At 62.6% G+C, this 16,940-nt stretch carries 18 protein-coding genes; 10 read left to right on the top strand and 8 right to left on the bottom strand.

What is annotated here, in order from left to right:
• Window positions 1–176 precede the first annotated feature (176 nt).
• A complete protein-coding gene (locus tag NKH06_RS27405; protein WP_023812996.1) occupies window positions 177–1,019 on the bottom strand; it encodes a helix-turn-helix transcriptional regulator in 843 nt (280 codons plus the stop codon).
• A gap of 85 nt (window positions 1,020–1,104) precedes the next feature.
• Between NKH06_RS27405 and NKH06_RS27400 the strand changes: the two genes are divergently transcribed.
• Window positions 1,105–1,635, top strand: a complete 531-nt coding sequence (locus NKH06_RS27400; protein WP_352442595.1) for a hypothetical protein — start codon at window positions 1,105–1,107, stop codon at window positions 1,633–1,635.
• Window positions 1,636–1,781: 146 nt separating this feature from the next.
• The gene (locus NKH06_RS27395; RefSeq protein ID WP_023670949.1) at window positions 1,782–2,411 is read left to right on the top strand and encodes a MarC family protein; all 630 of its coding nucleotides are present in this window, start codon (window positions 1,782–1,784) and stop codon (window positions 2,409–2,411) included.
• 27 nt (window positions 2,412–2,438) lie between these two features.
• Here NKH06_RS27395 and NKH06_RS27390 read toward each other — a convergent pair whose 3' ends face one another.
• On the bottom strand, window positions 2,439–2,864 hold the full coding sequence (locus NKH06_RS27390; protein WP_023812998.1) for an OsmC family protein: 426 nt from the start codon (window positions 2,862–2,864) through the stop codon (window positions 2,439–2,441).
• Window positions 2,865–2,981: 117 nt separating this feature from the next.
• Entirely contained in the window at window positions 2,982–3,503 is a 522-nt protein-coding gene (locus tag NKH06_RS27385) for a single-stranded DNA-binding protein (protein ID WP_127270744.1), read from the bottom strand.
• 226 nt (window positions 3,504–3,729) lie between these two features.
• Here NKH06_RS27385 and NKH06_RS27380 point away from each other — a divergent pair, with 226 nt between their 5' ends.
• The 8 genes from NKH06_RS27380 to NKH06_RS27345 all read left to right on the top strand — a co-directional run bounded on the left by NKH06_RS27380 (window position 3,730) and on the right by NKH06_RS27345 (window position 11,810).
• A complete protein-coding gene (locus tag NKH06_RS27380; protein WP_013531836.1) occupies window positions 3,730–4,044 on the top strand; it encodes an ArsR/SmtB family transcription factor in 315 nt (104 codons plus the stop codon).
• Window positions 4,041–4,538: an SRPBCC family protein gene (locus NKH06_RS27375; RefSeq protein ID WP_352442594.1), complete on the top strand. Its 498-nt coding sequence runs from the start codon at window positions 4,041–4,043 to the stop codon at window positions 4,536–4,538. Before NKH06_RS27380 ends, NKH06_RS27375 begins: the two co-directional genes overlap by 4 nt.
• Window positions 4,539–4,561: 23 nt before the next feature.
• Complete coding sequence (locus tag NKH06_RS27370; RefSeq protein ID WP_128303589.1) at window positions 4,562–5,167, top strand: ATP-dependent Clp protease proteolytic subunit; 606 nt, start codon at window positions 4,562–4,564, stop codon at window positions 5,165–5,167.
• An 88-nt stretch (window positions 5,168–5,255) separates the two neighbouring features.
• Window positions 5,256–5,552, top strand: coding sequence for a hypothetical protein (locus NKH06_RS27365; protein ID WP_128303588.1), 297 nt, complete (start codon window positions 5,256–5,258; stop codon window positions 5,550–5,552).
• A 720-nt stretch (window positions 5,553–6,272) separates the two neighbouring features.
• Entirely contained in the window at window positions 6,273–9,194 is a 2,922-nt protein-coding gene (gene uvrA, locus NKH06_RS27360) for an excinuclease ABC subunit UvrA (RefSeq protein ID WP_023813002.1), read from the top strand.
• A gap of 31 nt (window positions 9,195–9,225) precedes the next feature.
• Complete coding sequence (locus tag NKH06_RS27355) at window positions 9,226–9,696, top strand: GNAT family N-acetyltransferase (protein WP_023813003.1); 471 nt, start codon at window positions 9,226–9,228, stop codon at window positions 9,694–9,696.
• Between the two features lie 25 nt (window positions 9,697–9,721).
• Window positions 9,722–10,543 carry a DUF72 domain-containing protein gene (locus NKH06_RS27350; RefSeq protein WP_023813004.1) on the top strand — a complete coding sequence of 274 codons (822 nt, stop codon included), beginning with the start codon at window positions 9,722–9,724 and terminating at the stop codon, window positions 10,541–10,543.
• Window positions 10,544–10,658: 115 nt separating this feature from the next.
• A complete protein-coding gene (locus NKH06_RS27345) occupies window positions 10,659–11,810 on the top strand; it encodes a GGDEF domain-containing protein (protein WP_352442593.1) in 1,152 nt (383 codons plus the stop codon).
• 144 nt (window positions 11,811–11,954) lie between these two features.
• Here NKH06_RS27345 and NKH06_RS27340 read toward each other — a convergent pair whose 3' ends face one another.
• The 5 genes from NKH06_RS27340 to urtB form a co-directional block, all read right to left on the bottom strand.
• Window positions 11,955–12,131, bottom strand: coding sequence for a hypothetical protein (locus tag NKH06_RS27340; protein WP_023759335.1), 177 nt, complete (start codon window positions 12,129–12,131; stop codon window positions 11,955–11,957).
• Window positions 12,132–12,399: 268 nt separating this feature from the next.
• Window positions 12,400–13,095, bottom strand: a complete 696-nt coding sequence (gene urtE, locus NKH06_RS27335; RefSeq protein WP_023813006.1) for an urea ABC transporter ATP-binding subunit UrtE — start codon at window positions 13,093–13,095, stop codon at window positions 12,400–12,402.
• Window positions 13,096–13,164: 69 nt separating this feature from the next.
• A complete protein-coding gene (gene urtD, locus NKH06_RS27330; protein WP_023813007.1) occupies window positions 13,165–13,911 on the bottom strand; it encodes an urea ABC transporter ATP-binding protein UrtD in 747 nt (248 codons plus the stop codon).
• A 6-nt stretch (window positions 13,912–13,917) separates the two neighbouring features.
• Window positions 13,918–15,150, bottom strand: a complete 1,233-nt coding sequence (gene urtC / locus NKH06_RS27325; RefSeq protein WP_023813008.1) for an urea ABC transporter permease subunit UrtC — start codon at window positions 15,148–15,150, stop codon at window positions 13,918–13,920.
• Complete coding sequence (gene urtB, locus NKH06_RS27320) at window positions 15,147–16,763, bottom strand: urea ABC transporter permease subunit UrtB (RefSeq protein ID WP_352774213.1); 1,617 nt, start codon at window positions 16,761–16,763, stop codon at window positions 15,147–15,149. Before urtB ends, urtC begins: the two co-directional genes overlap by 4 nt.
• Window positions 16,764–16,940: the final 177 nt, after the last annotated feature.

The following is a 16,940-nucleotide window of genomic DNA, read 5'->3' as shown; positions in this document are numbered from 1 at the left end:
TTTCCAGTGTCATTTTTGGTGGTAATTTCAAATGGATACCACTGATTGCGACGATATGGCCAAGGCGGTTTCGCCGCCATCGACGCAAAAGCCTGTAATGGACGTTTTCCCCGAGCAAAAGCCACGAGCGCGATGGATTGGACCCTGTGGCTGCCCTTGCGAGCACCTGAGCCGATTCACGAGACGCGAAGGCCCATAGCGCCACGGCGGGCGCGATACTTACCGGGCGTTTCGCCCATGACACGACGAAACCGGCGGTTGAAGGTCGACAGGTCGTTGAAGCCGGCCCCGAAGGCGATCGCCGAGACCGCATCATCCGACATCTGCAGCCGCACCGCTGCCCTGTGCAGCCGCGTCTTGAGCAAGAACTGATAGGGCGTCATGCCCGCGACCTGCCGGAAGATGCGCAGGAAATGGTAAGGACTGGTCGCAGTCTCATCCGCAAGCGCTGAAAGCGAGACCGGCCCGTCGGCATCCAACTCTATCCGCCGCACCGCTTCGGCCACCCGTTTCTGATCGCGGCGGCTCGGCGCGCGCCTGACATGCGTGGCTCCGGTGGCAATCGTCGCGGCGGCACCGGCCATGCGCAGGGAAAGTTCCTCGAAGGCATCCATGTCAGCAGTCTCGCGCGCGGCTTCCGCCTCGGCCAGCAGTGGCGCCAGCACCGGCAAAGGCGGCAGGCGCGGCGTGGCGAAGGCCAGCTTCCTGGCGCCCGGCACGCCGGCCACGACCCGCTCCATGTAAGACGGTCCGAAATGAAACGACAGGCAACGGTCGCCGCCGCCATGCTCATGCCCGCATTCGTAGCATGTGCCGGGATTGCCGAGCAGGAGCGCGCCGGGCGCCAGCATCGCCGTGCCTTGTTGCGCACGGTAGCGGAACGTGCCGCTGGTGACGGCAGCCACGCAGAAATCCTGATGTGCTTCCTCGAACGGCCGGTCGCCGGCACCGGCCGTGCAGATGACATCCGTCACGTGCCAGCCAGGTCCGGAGGCGAGAATATGTGTGGTCGCTGTCATGGCCGAAATATAGCAATTTTTCCCAAGCCCAGAACCCCTTCACCGCCTACCCTTCCCGGTCTCCTGACAAGAAGAGAGCTGAACCATGTTTGACCAATCCTCCTTTGCCGAAGCCTTGCACAGCCCCGGACCTATCGACGGACTCGCCGAAAAGCTGAACCTTTACGGGCGCTTCGCCGGCGCCTGGGCGTTCGACGCCTCGCGCCATCTCGAGGACGGCACGGTGCTGACCGGGCGTGGCGAGGTGCATTTCGGCTGGGCGCTCGAAGGCCGGGCGATCCAGGACGTCTGGATCCTGCCCGCGCGCGACGCCGGCCCTTCGCCTTCGCTCGGCGCCTGGACGTTCTACGGCACGACGTTGCGCGTCTACGACCCCGGCGCGGATGCCTGGCACATCTTCTGGAGCGATCCGCGCAACCAGTATTACAGCCGCCAGCTCGGTCGCGCCGAGGGCGACACGATCATGCAAGTGGGCGCCGACGGCACCGGCAGTTCAGTACGCTGGAGCTTTTCACGCATCACCGAAAACTCCTTCCGATGGCTGGGCGAACGCTCGCAAGACAATGGCGCGACATGGCGGCTGGAAGTCGAGTTCCTGGCGCGCCGAGAGGTTTGATCGCCGAGGAATGCAGCAGCAGCCCAGAATAAAAGCGTCGCGATCCTTTGCGCCGGCATCAACCACTTTCCCGCTGACAGTTCCCACCGACCGGGCTTTGCTCTACCAATATTCTGTCCGGGCACGGCCCGGCGGGAGGGTCAGAGATGCCGAGTTTCGACAGCCTGTTCAACGCCTTCGTCACCATTCTCGTGACCATCGATCCGCCTGGCCTGGCGCCGCTGTTCCTGGCCGTAACGCGCGGCATGAACCGCGAGGAGCGCCAGCAGGTTTCCGTCCGTGCCTCGATCATCGGCTTCCTGGTGATGGCGTTGTTTGCAGTTGCCGGCGCATCGATCCTGTCGGTGTTCGGCATAACGTTGCCGGCCTTCCGCGTCGCCGGCGGTTTCCTGCTGTTCTTCATCGCCTTCGAGATGGTGTTCGAGCGCCGGCAGGACCGTAAGGAGAAGATCGGCGACGTCGCCATCACCAAGGACATGATCCACAACATCGCCGCCTTCCCGCTGGCGATCCCGCTGATCGCCGGCCCCGGCGCGATTTCGGCGACGGTGCTGCTTTCCGGTTCATTTCAGGGATTTGCCGCGCAGGCAGCCCTGGTCGGCATCATCTTCGTCTGCCTCGCCATCACCTATCTGGTGTTCGTGCTGTCGGAACGCATCGACCGCATCCTCGGCCAGACTGGTCGTTCGATCCTGACCCGGCTGCTTGGCGTCATCCTGGCGGCACTGGCCGTGCAATTCGTGGCCGACGGCATCAAGGCGCTGATGGCGGGGTAACGCGACGAGCTGCCGCCGAAGCCGGCCCTATTTCACCGTCGTGTCGATCACTTCGAAATCGTGGGTAATCGTCGCGGTCTTGGCCAGCATCGCAGACGCCGAGCAATATTTTTCGATCGAAAGGTCGATCGCGCGTTTCACCTTGTCGCTGGAGAGTGCCCTGCCCTTGACGACGAAATGCATATGGATGCGTGTAAAAACCCTGGGCTCGGTTTCGGCCCGGTCGGAGTCGAGTTCGACGACGCAGTCCTCGACCGCCTCGCGGCCTTTTTCGAGGATATGCACGACATCATAGGCCGAACAGCCACCGGTGCCGATCAGCACCAGCTCCATCGGGCTTGGACCCGGCGTCTTGCCTTCCGATCCGTGCGCTGTTCCGAGCACGACCTTGTGACCGCTGCCGGATTCCCCGACGAAGGTGCGCTCCTCGACCCACTTTACGCGTGCTTTCACCGAACTCGTCCTTTCACCGTATTTCCTTGATCGGCCCGGTCAGCCTCAATCACGATGCAAAACCCCGAAAGTCCATGAATGACTCTCGGGGCACTGTGTCTGACATAACTGTTGCGATCAGAACGGGATTTCGTCATCCAATTCGCGCGACGAACCGCCACCGCCGCCGCTCTTGGCACCGCCGCCGCCGCGATTGAAGCCTTCGCTCGGGCTGGACTGACCGAAATCGGAACCACGGCTGCTGCCGCCACCGGTATAGCCGCCGACCTGACCGCCCTCGCCCTGTCCGCGTGCGTCGAGCATCTGCAGCTCACCGCGGAATTTCTGCAGCACGACTTCCGTCGTGTACTTGTCGGCACCGGTCTGGTCCTGCCATTTGCGCGTCTGCAACTGGCCCTCGACATAGACCTTCATGCCCTTCTTCAGATACTGCTCCGCCACCTTGGCGATGCCCTCATTGAAGATGACGACGTTGTGCCACTCGGTTTTTTCCTTGCGTTCGCCGGAATTCTTGTCGCGCCAGCTTTCCGATGTGGCGATGCGGATGTTGACGACCGGTTCACCCGAATTCAGGCGACGGATTTCGGGATCCGCGCCGAGATTGCCGACCAGAATGACCTTGTTGACGCTACCCGCCATGATATTTCTCCGCGCTCATCCGAAACAAATTTTTGTCGCAGCACCTTACAGGCTGCAGGCGATCGCCGCTTGCCATGGCTGCCTTTACCCACAAGGTTTTTGTTCCCTTTTCGTTCTTATCCGCATCGCTGCTTATTGTCAAGGAATGGCAGCAATGCCGAAGCCGCTCATATGGGTTTGAAAAGACCGCTTGCCAAATCAATAAGTATTCACTTATGCTTTTGGCATGATCGAAGCAGAGATTTTCCGGGCACTGGCCGACCCGACGCGCCGCGCCGTCTTTGAGCGGCTGGCCGCCGGCGAGATGAGCGTGTCGGAATTGCGCACCGGGATGACGGTGTCGCAGCCCGCGGTGTCGCAGCATCTGGCGGTGCTGCGTGGGGCCGGGCTGGTGGTCGAGCGGCGAGCCGGCCGCAACGCCTATTACCGCGCCGATCCGCAGGGGCTCGCCCCCTTGCTCTCCTGGATCGAACGCTACCGGACCTTCTGGCCGGAGCGCATCGAAAGGCTGAAGGCGGTTTTGAAGGACATGGATCAATGAAGAAGGCGGGATCAACGACCAACGCGGGCCAAAGCGACGCCGCGGATGCGCTCGAGTTCGAGTACGAGCTTGCCGAGCCGCCGGAAAAGGTCTGGCGGGCCCTGACCGTACCGGAATTGCTCGCCGCCTGGATGATGCCGAACGACATCAGACCCGAGATGGGCAACCGTTTTGCCCTCGCCGGACCGGATGCGCCGATCGATTGCGAAATCCTCGACGCCGAGCCCGAACGCCTGTTGCGCTATTCCTGGCGGGAGCGCTCGCAGCCAGGCGATGGCGCGCGGCAGGATCCGCTTGACAGTACCGTCACTTTTACGCTTGCGCGCACCGTTTCCGGCGGCACGCATCTGCGCATCGTCCATGACGGCTTTGCCCGCAAGGCCATGCCTGCCGTCGCCATGGCAGGCGCCGGCTGCCGGCTTTCGCTCGATGCAAACAGGTCACCTAAGCCAATCGCCGCAAACACGCCTCGCCTCCTGCTGCGCGCGGCCTGAAAACAAACAGACGGAGAGAGACAATGAGCGGTGTTGCCAATCTGGTTCCGATGGTGATCGAGCAATCGAGCCGCGGCGAACGCGCCTTCGACATCTTTTCACGACTGCTGCGCGAGCGCATCGTCTTCATCAACGGTGAGATCAACGACGACATCTCGGCGTTGGTCTGCGCGCAGCTTCTGTCGCTGGAATCGGACAATCCCGACAAGGAGATCTCGCTCTACATCAACTCGCCGGGCGGCGTGGTCACCAGCGGCTTCGCCATCTACGACACAATGCAATACATCAGCTGCCCGGTGTCGACCGTATGCATGGGGTTTGCCGCATCGATGGGCTCGTTCCTGCTGATGGCAGGCGCACCGGGGCGCCGGATCTCGCTGCCGAACGCCACCATCCTGCTGCATCAGCCGCTGGGCGGGTTCCAGGGCCAGGCCTCCGACATCCAGCGCCATGCCGAGCGCATCGGCCGGACGAAACGGCACATGGCCGAACTCTACGCGCAGCATTGCGGCCGCAGCTATGAAGAGGTCGAGCGCACGCTGGACCGCGACCACTTCATGACCGCCCGCGAGGCCCAGGCATGGGGCATCGTCGACCATGTTTTCGACACGCGAAAAAAGGCGGCGTGAGCCAGGGCCGGATCGGAGTCCGTCCGGCTGTCGAAGATTTGACGATGCCGGTCTGGTTCCATCGGCGGCGCGCCACTATAGTCTTGGGATGACCGACACTCATCAGTCCAGATCATTGCACCGCGTCATCGCCGTTGTAGCGCTCGCCATTGCGGGCCTCATCAGCGGCGCGGCACTTGCCGAAGACAGTTCGCCGTCAACGCAAAAAGGCGCCCTGCCCGGCGTAACCGGTGACTACCGCATCGCCAAGCCGGCTCCGGAGCCCGACGACGCGTTTCCCGGCAACGGCAACGGCCAGTTCAAGATCGGCGATACGGATGTCAGGATTTCCGGCAGCATCACCGTCGATGTCGGCGCCGGCTCGATCGGGCCGCCGCGCCACTGACAGTCTGTCGGCGCGTGCTGCGTTGCGCCTGTCGCCAACAGACAATCCGCACATGAAAACGGCCCCGCCGTGCTTTGCGCAAACGGACGGGGCCTTTTTGGATCTCAAATCCAATCTCTACCGGGAGTGTACTGCCGGCATTTGATTTCGGATGCAACGCGGCGTTCAACCGACGATCCGACTAACAGTCTCTGATTTTTACGGGGATATGGCAGGTCACGGTTTGTCGGGTGGCGAAAACGCTAAACCCTGGCACTTATGCCTGCCGCCGCTCCAGTAACAACTGGAACCCTATGGGACGATCCGGTGGCGTCATAGCTCCGCTCCTTTGTCCATTGCGACGTTGTCGTCACGAAGCACAAATCGCAAATGCCTGCGGCGTCTCGCAGGCCGCCTTTGGGCGGCGAGGCCATCGAAAGACGGCCGTCTTCGTTGACTGCTGGAGACTGCTCCCGTCAGCTGGTGGCGTCAACCATCAATAGCCGGTTACCGAAAAATGTGATCGCCGGAAGGTTACGTGCAGGTCAGCTTTTGCACAGCTTTGTCAGGAGCGTGTTCGGCCTTTGTTCTTTCCGCTTGCCCGTTCACGCGAAAGACGGTTAAACGCTTTGGTCGGGAATTGTGGCGTCTCTCGACGTGGCGGCAAAACTACCTACATAGGGGATGGCCGGGAAAACCCGCCATTCCAGGAAATTCCAGATTCTGAGGCGGCGACCGGCTATGGCCGACCATAAATATCTTTCCATTCGCGGGGCGCGCGAACACAATCTGAAGAATGTCGATCTCGACTTGCCGCGTGACAGCCTGATTGTCATGACCGGCCTGTCGGGGTCCGGCAAGTCATCGCTTGCCTTCGACACGATCTATGCCGAAGGCCAGCGCCGCTACGTCGAAAGCCTGTCGGCCTACGCGCGGCAATTCCTTGAGATGATGCAGAAGCCTGACGTCGACCAGATCGACGGCCTGTCGCCCGCCATCTCCATCGAGCAGAAGACCACCTCGAAGAACCCGCGTTCGACCGTCGGCACCGTCACCGAGATCTACGACTATATGCGGCTGCTTTTTGCGCGCGTCGGCATCCCCTATTCGCCGGCCACCGGCCTGCCGATCGAGAGCCAGACGGTTTCGCAGATGGTCGACCGCGTGCTGGCGGTCGAGGAAGGCACGCGGCTGTTCATCCTGGCGCCGATGGTGCGCGGCCGCAAAGGCGAATACCGCAAGGAATTGCTGGAGTTGCAAAAAAAGGGCTTTCAGCGCGTCAAGGTCGATGGCGTCTTCTACGAAATCGCCGACGTGCCGGCGCTGGACAAGAAGTACAAGCATGACCTCGACGTCGTCGTCGACCGCATCGTCGTGCGCGGCGATCTGGCGACGCGGCTTGCCGATTCCATCGAGACCGCCCTGAAGCTGGCCGATGGGCTGGCGGTCGCCGAATTCGCCGACAAGCCGCTCGATGCCAGCCAGACCGGCGAGGATTCGGTCAACAAGTCGAAGAACGAGACGCATGAGCGCATCCTGTTCTCGGAAAAGTTCGCTTGCCCGGTCTCCGGCTTCACCATTCCGGAAATCGAACCGCGGCTGTTCTCGTTCAACAACCCGTTCGGCGCCTGCCCGACCTGCGACGGTCTCGGCAGCCAGCGCGCCATCGACGGCAATCTGATCGTGCCGGACGAGAACATCTCGCTGCGCGACGGCGCCGTCAGCCCGTGGGCGAAGTCGACCTCGCCCTATTACGCGCAGACGCTGGAAGCGCTGGGCAAGGCTTATGGCTTCAAGCTTGGCGACAAGTTCAAGGATTTGTCCGAAGAGGCCAAGGAAGCCATCCTGCACGGCACGGGCGAGCGCGAAATCACCTTCCAGTATGATGACGGCCTGCGCTCCTACAAGACCACCAAGACCTTTGAAGGCGTCATTCCCAATCTCGAGCGGCGCTGGAAAGAGACCGAATCCGCCTGGATGCGCGAAGAAATCGAGCGCTTCATGTCGGCGACGCCCTGCCCGGTCTGCAAGGGCTATCGGCTGAAGCCCGAGTCGCTGGCGGTGAAAATCGCCGGCAAGCACATCGGCGAAGTCACCGAGCTTTCCATCCGCAAGGCCGACCAGTGGTTCACCGACCTGCCAGCGTCGCTCAACGACAAGCAGAACGAGATCGCGGTGCGGGTCTTGAAGGAGATCCGCGAGCGGCTGCGCTTCCTCAACGATGTCGGGCTCGACTATCTGACGCTGTCGCGCAATTCCGGCACGCTGTCGGGCGGCGAGAGCCAGCGCATCCGGCTGGCGTCGCAGATCGGCTCGGGTCTTACCGGTGTGCTCTATGTGCTGGACGAGCCATCGATCGGCCTGCACCAGCGCGACAATGCCCGTCTGCTCGATACGCTGAAGCATCTGCGCGACATCGGCAACACGGTGATCGTCGTCGAGCATGACGAGGATGCCATCCTGCATGCCGACTATGTCGTCGACATGGGCCCGGCCGCCGGAATCCATGGTGGCGAGATCATCGCCCAGGGCACGCCGCAGCAGGTCATGGCCAATCCCAATTCGATCACCGGCAAATACCTGTCCGGTGCGCTCGAAGTGGCGACGCCTGGTGTCAGGCGCGAGGCGAAGAAGAACCGGCGCCTGAAAATCGTCGGCGCGCGCGGCAACAATTTGAAGAACGTCACCGCAGAAATCCCGCTCGGCACCTTCACCGCCGTGACCGGCGTGTCGGGCGGCGGCAAGTCGACCTTCCTCATCGAGACGCTGTTCAAGGCCGCGTCGCGCCGCATCATGGGCTCGCGCGAACATCCGGCCGAACACGACCGCATCGAGGGTCTCGAATTCCTCGACAAGGTCATCGACATCGACCAGTCGCCGATCGGCAGGACACCGCGTTCGAACCCCGCCACCTATACCGGCGCCTTCACGCCGATCCGCGACTGGTTCGCTGGGCTGCCCGAAGCCAAGGCGCGCGGCTACCAGCCGGGACGCTTCTCCTTCAACGTGAAGGGCGGCCGCTGCGAGGCCTGCCAGGGCGACGGCGTCATCAAGATCGAGATGCACTTTTTGCCCGACGTCTACGTCACCTGCGACGTCTGTCACGGCAAGCGCTACAACAGAGAGACCCTCGACGTCGTGTTCAAGGGCAAGTCGATCGCCGACGTGCTCGACATGACGGTCGAGGAAGGCGTCGACTTCTTCGCCGCCGTGCCCGGCGTGCGCGACAAGCTCGAAACGCTGAAGCAGGTCGGCCTCGGCTACATCCACATCGGCCAGCAGGCGACGACGCTGTCCGGCGGCGAGGCGCAGCGCATCAAGCTCGCCAAGGAACTGTCGCGCAAGGCAACTGGCAAGACGCTCTATATCCTCGACGAGCCGACCACCGGGCTGCATTTCCACGACGTCGCCAAGCTGTTGGAAGTGCTGCATGAACTGGTCGACCAGGGCAACACGGTGGTGGTCATCGAGCACAATCTCGAAGTGATCAAGACCGCCGACTGGGTGCTCGACCTCGGCCCCGAAGGCGGCGACGGCGGCGGCGAACTGGTTGCCTCCGGCACGCCGGAAGCAATCGTGCGCGAGAAGCGCAGCTACACCGGCCAGTTCCTCAAGGAGCTTCTGGAGCGGCGCCCCGGAGGCAAGCGCGAAGCGGCGGAGTGATCGGACCGGTTGGCGCCTGGAGAGCTTTTGAATGAAAATCAGAAGAGCGCTTGCCGGTGATCTCCAAACTGTCGTCTCGCTGACGGAAGCGGCCTATGCGCCTTACACTGCACTGTTAGGCGCACCGCCGATCCCAGTCACCGAAGACTATACGCCGCGCATCGCGCGCGGCGAGGTGTGGGTGTTGGAAAGCGGCAGCGAAATTGCCGGAGTACTCACACTGGAACGGCACGACGATCACGCGATGATCTTCTCCGTCGCGGTCTCTCCTGACTTTCAGGGCAAAGGCTTCGGTATTGCGTTGCTCAAACACGCGGACGAACAGACGCGGCTGTGGCGCTTGCCCGAGGTGCGGCTTTACACCAACGCCAGGATGGAGCGGAACATCGCGCTCTATCTGGCCTACGGTTTCCACGAAACGGGTCGCCGGCCCAATCCCTACCGGCCGGGATGGGTGCTCGTCGACATGGCAAAAGTCGTCGATGAGACCACCGCGGCCTGATTTTTTCAGCACTGGGAGGATGACAATGAGCACATCGGGAACAATCCGCGCCGGCATGGGCGGCTGGACCTTCGAGCCCTGGGATACGTCCTTCTATCCCGACAAGCTTCCCAAGGCCAAGCAGCTGAACTACGCCACTCGCCAGGTGCCGAGCATCGAGGTCAACGGCACTTACTATTCCAGCTTCAAGGAGCCGACCTTCGTTAAATGGGCCAACGAGGCGCCGGACGGTTTCGTGTACTCGCTAAAGGGCAACCGCTTCGTCACCAACCGGCGCGTGCTCGGCGAGGCCGGCGAATCGATGATGCGCTTCCTCGGCTCGGGTGTTGCCGCGCTCGGTGAAAAGCTCGGGCCGATCCTGTGGCAGTTCGCGCCGACCAAGAAATTCGATCCGGACGATTTCGAAGCCTTTTTGAAACTGCTGCCGGAAAAGCAGGACGGCGTTGGGCTGCGCCATGCGCTCGAAGTCCGCAACGACAGTTTTGTCGTGCCGGAATTCGCAGCACTTGCCCGAAAATACAAGGCCGCGATCGTTTACGCCGACCATGCCAAATATCCCGACATCGCCGATGTCACCGGTGATTTCGTCTACGCCCGGCTGCAGACCGGCAGCGATGACAATCCCGACTGCTACACGCCGAAAGGCCTCGATGAATGGGCCGCGCGGGTAAAGATTTGGGCGCAAGGCAAGCAGCCGGCCGACCTGCGGCGCGCCGACCCCGCCACCGATGCGCCGGTCAAGCCGCGCGACGTGTTCGTCTACTTCATCACCGAGGGCAAGGTGCGCGCGCCGTTCGGCGCCATGGCACTGATGAAGCGAGTGGACCAGGGTCAGCCGGTGCCCTGACGCAGCGGAATCATGGCATCTTCGCTACCGTCGTAACCTTATCGATACCTCCTTGCTGCATGAATCCAGCCGAACCAGTCGCAGATTTGGGCCGCCGCGGGCAAGGACGAGGGGCATGTCGCTCGACTACACTTCACTTCTGCTGGCTGTCGGTTTTTCCGCTGCCTGCCTGAGCCTGACATTGTTTGGCATGTGGCTGACCGCTCGCTCGGAGAAATTCCTGCTGACATGGGCGATCAGTCTGGTGTTCGTGGTCGGCGATATTTTTGTCTATGACGCCTATATCGATATGCCCGGGCGCCTGCTCGGCATCGCCACGCTGGCTTTCCTCCTGCTCGGTTTCTCGACAATGCTGGGCGCGGCCTACCAGTTCAGAACCGGCGGCTCGCCAGTGCCGCGAACGGTGCTTGGCAGCGCCATTTCGCTGGCCGTGACGTTGCCTCCGATGGCTCTAGGCTATGACGGGCTGGGCTTCATGTTCGAAAATGCCTTCGCCGCCTTGCTTCTGTTCGCAACGGCGGTCGAATACTGGAAAGGCCGCGACGAAGCCCCTGCCCTGACGATCGGTATCACCGCGCTCTATTCCGCCACGGCCGCATCCTTCGCTCTCTGCGCCATGGTTCTAGCCTTGGATGGAAAGCTGGACCTTGGACATGCGCCAAGCAACTGGGCCGAGGAACTGAGCCTCATCATCGTCATCGCCAGCATGACCGGGATCGGGGCGCTTTCCCTGGCCCTGAACCAGGGACGTCTGGCCCGGCATCACCGCCACAATGCCCTGACCGACCCGCTGACCGGCCTGCTCAACCGCCGCGCCCTGTTCGACCTGCACGGCGATGCGCCGGTCGGCGCCTTCACGGCGGTGGTCGTCTTCGATCTCGACAACTTCAAGGCCGTCAACGACGAATTCGGCCACGCCGCCGGCGATGAGGTGCTGAAGGTGTTCGCACGGGAACTCGCCGGCAATCTCCGCCCGGGCGACGTCGCCGCGCGCATGGGCGGCGAGGAATTCGCGCTGGTGCTGAAGCGGACCTTGCCCGAAACGGTGGAGGCCACCGCCGAGGCCATACGGACAGCTTTTGCCGCGCACCGCATCGAAACCGAGACAGGCTCGCTGATATGCACGGTCAGTGCCGGATTTGCTTTCGGCACCAAGGAAGGTCTCGGCTTCGACAAGGTGCTCAATACCGCCGACAAGGCGCTCTACGACGCCAAGCGCGGTGGCCGCAACCGCGTCACCGCCTCTCCGTTCAGGCGCGCAGGCTGATCGCGCATCTGTGGCAGCCACGATCACGATGAGCTGTGCGACTTCCAGAGCATTTCACCGTTTCAAGGAAACGGCGAGCTGCTCTAACCCGTTGTCTGATGCAATTATCCAGGGAAAGCGCTTCGCACTTTTCCCAGAATTGCTCTACGCCGCCATCACGATTTCATTGAATGCATCCAGGTCGACATAGAAGACCTTGGTGATCTCCTCGATCAGGTCGTCATGGCCGTAGCCTTGGGACTTCAAGATGTTGATGGCAGTGATGATATCGACGCGCTCGGTAAGCCGCCGCTTCTGGTAGTCCTCGACGTAACGTTCCATGGCTGTCCCTTAGCCTGTGTGCCCAAACGCGTTGAACGACAAAGATCGCAGGAGAGAAGCTAGGAAGCCTTGCTTGCGTGAGACTTGCCGGTGATAGCCGCGGCCTCGATCTGCGATAAACCAGACTGGTACGGAAGCGGCCGACTCACAAAAGCCTAGGAAAAGACTAGCACGCAGTTGCCGATGCACCAGAGACGCTGATGCAGGGCCGGAGAAATATTGGATTTGGCAAGGACTTCGGATCGTCAACTGAAGTGCGGCGGCGATTCTACACCGTCAGGAACTTCCGGACATCGGCACGGTCCAGATCTTCCGCCGGACCGGTATGGACGATCACGCCCCGGTCCATGATGTTGACCTCGTCGGCGAGTTCGCGGCAGAAATCGAGATATTGTTCGACCAAAAGCACGGCGATGCCGGCTTGGTCGCGCAGGTAGCGGATGGCGCGGCCGATGTCCTTGATGATCGACGGCTGGATGCCTTCGGTCGGCTCGTCGAGCACCAGCAGCTTCGGCCGCATCACCAATGCCCTCCCGATGGCGAGCTGCTGCTGCTGGCCCCCGGAAAGATCGCCACCGCGACGGCCGAGCATCTGCTTCAGCACCGGGAACAATTCGAAGACATGTGCAGGAATGTTGCGGTCGGCCCGTTTCAGCGGCGCGAAGCCTGATTCCAGGTTCTCCCGCACGGTGAGCAGCGGAAAGACCTCCCTGCCCTGCGGTACGAATGCGATGCCCGACCGGGCGCGGTCATACGCCGCGCTCCGGTCGAGCGCCTTCCCCTCGAAGGCAACGCTTCCGCTCGTCAGCCGGTGATGGCCGACGATCGATCTCATCAAACTGGTCTTGCCGACGCCATTGCGGCCGAGCACGCAGGTGATCTTGCCGGCGCCCGCCTTCAGCGACACGCCGCGCAGCGCCTGGGCGGCGCCGTAGTGCAGCGTGGCATTGGAAACTTCGAGCATGTCAGCGCCTTTTCCAGAACCGCAGAAACGACAAATCGAAGTGATGGAACTGCACCCGCCAAACCATGCTCATCTCCCCAGATAGACTTCGACGACACGCTCGTCGGCCGACACAAAATCGAGTGTGCCCTCACTCAGCACCGAGCCCTCATGCAGGCAGGTGACCTTGACGCCGAGCTCGCGCACGAAATGCATGTCGTGCTCGACGACGATGACCGAATGGTCGCGGGCAATATCCTTGAGCAGCCGCGCGGTTTCCTCGGTCTCGGCATCGGTCATGCCGGCGACCGGTTCGTCGACCAGAAGCAGTTTCGGGTCCTGCGCCAAGAGCATGCCGATCTCGAGCCACTGCTTTTGCCCATGGCTCAGATTGGCCGCCAGTTCGTCACGCTTGTCGCCAAGCCGGATGATGCCGAGGATGTCATCGATCTGCCGCGTCTCGGCGGCCGAGCGGCGATGGAACAGCGCCGGGAAGATCGAGCGCGGCCCCTTCAGCGCCAGCATCAGGTTTTCCTCGATCGTGTGGCTTTCGAACACGGTCGGCTTCTGAAACTTGCGGCCGATGCCCATCATGGCGATCTCGGCCTCATCATGCTTGGTCAGATCGACCTGGCCGTCGAAGAACACGTCGCCTTCGTCGGGCCGCGTCTTGCCGGTGACGATGTCCATCATCGTCGTCTTGCCGGCGCCGTTGGGGCCGATGATGGCGCGCATCTCACCCTTGTCGAGCACCAGCGACAGATTGTTGATGGCGCGAAAGCCGTCGAAGGAGACCGAAACTCCGTCGAGATAAAGGATCGTGTTCGACTTTGACATGGTCGCTCACTCCGCCGGCTGCGGTTCGGGGTTGCTGGCGGACCAGTCGCCGGGCTTTCTCGCCTCGCTGCGAACGATTTTGGCCGGCGGCGGGACGTCGGCATCGGTGCCGGCTTCCTCGGCAATCGAAGCTGCCCGCAACGCCCTGGCGTTGCCGCGCCAGCTGTCCCACATGCCGATGATGCCCTTGGGCAGCAAGAGCGTGACGGCGACGAACAGCCCACCCAAGGCAAACAGCCAGAATTCCGGCAGCACGCCGGTGAACCAGGATTTGCCGGCATTGACCAGCAACGCACCGATGATCGGTCCGACAATGGTGCCGCGCCCGCCGACGGCGGCCCACACAACGACCTCGATCGAATTGGCCGGCTCGAATTCACCCGGATTGATGATGCCGACCTGCGGCACGTAGAGCGCGCCGGCTATGCCGGCCATGACGGCCGAGACGGTGAAGGCGAACAGTTTTACGTTCTCCGCCCGCCAGCCGAGGAAGCGCGTGCGGCTCTCGGCATCGCGCACAGCCATCAAGAGCTTGCCGTATTTGGAGCCGACGATCGCCCAGGTGACGAAGACGGCTAGCGCGAGCATCACGGCGCTGGCGGCAAACAGCGCCGAGCGCGTCGCGTCGGCCTGCACGTTGAAGCCCAGAATATCTTTGAAATCGGTCAGGCCGTTGTTGCCGCCGAACCCCATGTCGTTGCGAAAAAAGGCAAGCAGCAGCGCGTACGTCATCGCCTGGGTGATGATCGAGAGATAAACGCCGGTGACGCGGCTGCGGAAGGCGAACCAGCCAAAGACGAAAGCGAGCAGGCCGGGCACCGCGAGCACCATGAGGCCGGCGAACCAGAAATGGTCGAAACCGTACCAGAACCAGGGCAATTCCTTGTAGTTCAGGAACACCATGAAGTCGGGCAAGATGGGATTGCCGTAGACGCCGCGTGAGCCGATCTGGCGCATCAGATACATGCCCATCGCATAGCCGCCGAGCGCGAAGAAGGCGCCGTGGCCAAGCGAAAGGATGCCGCAATAGCCCCAGACAAGATCGAGCGCCAAGGCGAGCAGTGCATAACAGAGATATTTGCCGGTCAGCGCGACAATGTAGGATGGGATGTAGAAGGCGCTGGCAGGAGACACCGCAAGGTTGAGCAGCGGCACGATGACGGCCACCGCCAGCAGGATGAAGATCGTGATGGCGATGCGGCGGTCCGCGCCGGCGGCAAAGAAGCGTCCCGTGATCATGCTTCCACCGCCCTGCCCTTGAGCGCGAACAGGCCGCGCGGGCGCTTCTGTATGAACAGGATGATCAGCACCAGCACGACGATCTTGCCGAGCACCGCGCCCGCATAGGGCTCGAGGAACTTGTTGACGATGCCAAGCGAGAAGGCGCCGACCAGCGTGCCCCACAGATTGCCGACGCCGCCGAAGACGACGACCATGAAGCTGTCGATGATGTAGCCGCGACCGAGATTGGGCGAGACATTGTCGATCTGGCTGAGCGCGACACCGGCAATGCCTGCAATGCCGGAGCCGAGCGCGAAAGTCAGCGCGTCTACCCATGGCGTCCTGATGCCCATCGAGGCGGCCATGCGCCGGTTGGCGGTGACGGCGCGCATCTGAAGGCCCCAGGGCGTGCGCTTCATCACGTAGAGCAGGATGCCGAAGACAGCGAGCGCGAAAACCAGGATCCACAGCCGGTTCCAGGTGATCGCCAACTGTCCGACATTGAACGAGCCCGACATCCACGAGGGGTTGCCCACCTCCTGGTTGGTCGGCCCGAAGATCGAACGCACGGCCTGTTGCAGGATCAGCGAGACGCCCCAAGTCGCAAGCAGTGTTTCCAGCGGCCGCCCGTAGAGAAAGCGGATGACGCCGCGCTCGATGATCAGGCCGACCAGAGCCGAGACGAGGAAAGCCAGCGGCAGCGCAATAACCAGCGACCAGTCGAACAGGCCGGGAAAGGAGGTGCGGATCACCTGCTGGACGACGAAGGTCGTGTAGGCGCCGAGCATGACCATCTCGCCGTGCGCCATGTTGATAACGCCCATGACGCCGAAGGTGATGGCAAGGCCGATCGCCGCCAGCAGCAGCACCGAGCCCAGCGAAATGCCGTACCAGATGTTCTGGCCGGCATCCCAGAAGGCCAGCGTCGAATTGATGTTGGCGATTGCGGTCGTCGCCGCTTGCTTGACCGCGTCGGTGGATTTCGCCTCGACCGAGGTGAGCAGGGAAACCGCATCGCGGTCGCCACGCGCGCCGATCAGGGCAATTGCAGCGAGCTTGTCGGCTTCAGGCCGGTCGGAGACCAGAACGGAGGCGGCACGAGCCTGTTCGAGCAGCGCCTTGACGCTGGCCACGGTCTCACTGGCGATTGCCGTGTCGAGCGGTCCGATGTTTGCGGCGTCGGGCGTCTTGAACATGGTGTCGGCGGCGGCGATGCGCACGGCCGGATCCTTGGCGCCAAGCGTCAGCGTGCCCAACGCATCGCGGATGACGCGACGCAGCGTGTTGTTGACCTTGATCTTGGTGATGTCGTCCTTGGCCGCCTCGCCCGATGCCTCGCCGCTCAACGGGTCGGAAAGCTGGACGCTTTCGCCCGCTTCCTTGCCGACAAACACCAGGGAATCGGCCTTGCGGACATAGAGGTTGCCGTCGGCCAGTGCCGCAAGCGGCCGCTCCACCGCCGGATCGCCGGCAGCAGCCAGTTCGTGGACGACGGCTCCGATCTCGGAAAAGCCCTTGGCCGCGGCGAATTTGGCGATGATGCCGCGCAGATCGGCTTCGCCGGCGCCGGAGGACGACAGTGTCGCCAGCAGGAACAACAGCATCAAACCAATCGTACGAAACAGGTTCATCGGTCTCTGGTAACCCTTGAAGGTTGAAGTGGGCGTGGGGGGGGGGGGGGGGGGGCGGGGCCGCGGCGCGGGGGGGGGGGGGGGGGGGGGGGGGGGGGGGGTGGGGGGCGGGGGGAGGGGGCGGGGCCCGGGGGGTGGGGGGTGGGGGGGGGGGGGGGGGGGGGGGGTTAAATTAGG

Origin of the sequence: Mesorhizobium sp. M1342, assembly GCF_040317955.1 — a bacterium.
Lineage (GTDB): Bacteria > Pseudomonadota > Alphaproteobacteria > Rhizobiales > Rhizobiaceae > Mesorhizobium.
Note: the sequence above shows the minus strand (reverse complement) of the source record. Positions and strands in the feature narration are given on the sequence as shown.

Bases quoted from the DNA above. Each gene is read 5' to 3' on its own strand.
- urtE (WP_023813006.1), bottom strand. From the start codon at position 13,095: ATGCTCGAAGTTTCCAATGCCACGCTGCACTACGGCGCCGCCCAGGCG.
- NKH06_RS27350 (WP_023813004.1), top strand. From the start codon at position 9,722: ATGAGCACATCGGGAACAATCCGCGCCGGCATGGGCGGCTGGACCTTC.
- NKH06_RS27385 (WP_127270744.1), bottom strand. From the start codon at position 3,503: ATGGCGGGTAGCGTCAACAAGGTCATTCTGGTCGGCAATCTCGGCGCG.
- urtB (WP_352774213.1), bottom strand. From the start codon at position 16,763: ATGAACCTGTTTCGTACGATTGGTTTGATGCTGTTGTTCCTGCTGGCG.
- NKH06_RS27400 (WP_352442595.1), top strand. From the start codon at position 1,105: ATGTTTGACCAATCCTCCTTTGCCGAAGCCTTGCACAGCCCCGGACCT.
- NKH06_RS27355 (WP_023813003.1), top strand. From the start codon at position 9,226: ATGAAAATCAGAAGAGCGCTTGCCGGTGATCTCCAAACTGTCGTCTCG.
- NKH06_RS27405 (WP_023812996.1), bottom strand. From the start codon at position 1,019: ATGACAGCGACCACACATATTCTCGCCTCCGGACCTGGCTGGCACGTG.
- NKH06_RS27365 (WP_128303588.1), top strand. From the start codon at position 5,256: ATGACCGACACTCATCAGTCCAGATCATTGCACCGCGTCATCGCCGTT.
- NKH06_RS27380 (WP_013531836.1), top strand. From the start codon at position 3,730: ATGATCGAAGCAGAGATTTTCCGGGCACTGGCCGACCCGACGCGCCGC.
- NKH06_RS27370 (WP_128303589.1), top strand. From the start codon at position 4,562: ATGAGCGGTGTTGCCAATCTGGTTCCGATGGTGATCGAGCAATCGAGC.
- urtC (WP_023813008.1), bottom strand. From the start codon at position 15,150: ATGATCACGGGACGCTTCTTTGCCGCCGGCGCGGACCGCCGCATCGCC.
- NKH06_RS27375 (WP_352442594.1), top strand. From the start codon at position 4,041: ATGAAGAAGGCGGGATCAACGACCAACGCGGGCCAAAGCGACGCCGCG.
- urtD (WP_023813007.1), bottom strand. From the start codon at position 13,911: ATGTCAAAGTCGAACACGATCCTTTATCTCGACGGAGTTTCGGTCTCC.
- uvrA (WP_023813002.1), top strand. From the start codon at position 6,273: ATGGCCGACCATAAATATCTTTCCATTCGCGGGGCGCGCGAACACAAT.
- NKH06_RS27340 (WP_023759335.1), bottom strand. From the start codon at position 12,131: ATGGAACGTTACGTCGAGGACTACCAGAAGCGGCGGCTTACCGAGCGC.
- NKH06_RS27395 (WP_023670949.1), top strand. From the start codon at position 1,782: ATGCCGAGTTTCGACAGCCTGTTCAACGCCTTCGTCACCATTCTCGTG.
- NKH06_RS27345 (WP_352442593.1), top strand. From the start codon at position 10,659: ATGTCGCTCGACTACACTTCACTTCTGCTGGCTGTCGGTTTTTCCGCT.